Below are 1,590 nucleotides of genomic sequence, written 5' to 3' on the forward strand. Positions count from 1 at the left end.
CAGTAACACAAGGGCTAGCATCAAAATACGTTGAATCATAAAAACCTCTCTCAAAAAATGAATCTTGTCTCTCAATAAAATAAGCACAGTCTTATTAGCATAAGTATACTATGTAAATAAGGCTGTGCCTATGATTAATAATTTTATATTTTAGTTCCTAATATATATACATTCTCCAACGTTCCAAGAAACTCCTCTTTGTAATTTCCCCAGTTTTAAGGGATAATAAAGTTATACTTGGTTTCATGCCCCGAGTAGTAAGGGTGAATTTAGTATGTGTCTCTAACTAGTTTGTAGTTTAGGAGGTGGCATATGGAATCTTTAACTATTATATGGATTATTGTTTGTGCCTATTTATTACTGAATTTATTGGTCGGCGTGTATTGTCATATTCGTGTAAAAGATAGTACTGACTATCTACTCGCAGGTCGTCGTATTGGGGTTCTTATGACGGCAGGCACATTAGCGGCTACAGAAATCGGTGGTGGGAGCACCGTAGGTGTAGCAGCAAAAGCGTATGGTTCTTGGGGTTTATCTGCAGGTTGGTACGTAGTCTCTGCAGGAATTGGGGTTATTCTCGTTGCTTTCATCGCACCACTCTTGCGGCGTGCCATGGCAACAACAGTACCGGAGATCATCGGCCGTCGTTTCGGCGCGTCTAGCCATCTCATTACTTCCATTCTGTCCATGCTGGCAACGATTACACTAGCAGGCGTATAGATTACAGCAACTGCAACCATTATTAGCGTTCTCACCGGACTTTCAACAGAACTCGCCATCCTCATCTGTGGCGCGGTACTCGTTATTTACACCATGTCCGGCGGTATGTGGAGCGTAACGATGACAGACGTTATCCACTTCTTCGTTCTCGTTGGGGGCTTTACCCTCGCTGTGCCATTTGTACTGCACAATGTGGGCGGCTGGGAATCAGTTGTCACTAAATTACCACCTGAACAGCTGGGCTTCACAAAGGTTGGTTGGAAAACCATCATCGGCCTCATTATCATGTACTTCATGACCTTCTCCACCGGCCAAGAATCGGTTCAACGGTACTTTGCCGCGAAGGACGAAAAAACGGCCGTTCTCGGCTCTATCATCTGCGGTCTTATTATGGCTCTATTCGCCTTTGTTCCTGCCGTATTAGGCCTCGTAGCATTGGCTGAGTTCCCGAACATCGAAGCAAATAATGCGGTGGCAACGGTTGCACTTAACCTCATGCCTCCAGTAATGGCAGGCTTCGTTATGGCCGCGGTCGTATCGGCCACACTTTCATCAGGCGCAGGCGACCTTTTAGGCGCCGCTACTGTATTTACCAAGGATATTGTGGAACATCATTTTGGTAAAAGCCTTACAGATGCTCAGCTCACAAGATATAGCCGTCTATGCGTGCTATTCCTCGGCATTATCGCCATCGTTATCTCTCTCGTAAGCAAAGCCATCATTCCGATGCTCGTATTTGCTTTCACCATGAGATCTGCGGGCCCATTTGCTGCATTCCTACTAGGCCTCACTTGGAAAAATGCAACAGCTGGCGCTGGCATTTGGTCCATCGTGCTCGGCTCGATCGCAGGCGTGTACTGGGAATTCATG

1 pseudogene is annotated in these 1,590 nt (G+C 45.9%); it reads left to right on the plus strand.

The features are described from left to right. Positions 1-312 precede the first annotated feature (312 nt). Positions 313-1,590: pseudogene (locus Q7P05_RS03395) on the plus strand (sodium:solute symporter); the annotation flags it as partial.

The sequence above is a fragment of the Veillonella dispar genome (assembly GCF_937975875.1).
GTDB classification, from domain to species: Bacteria; Bacillota; Negativicutes; order Veillonellales; family Veillonellaceae; genus Veillonella; species Veillonella dispar_B.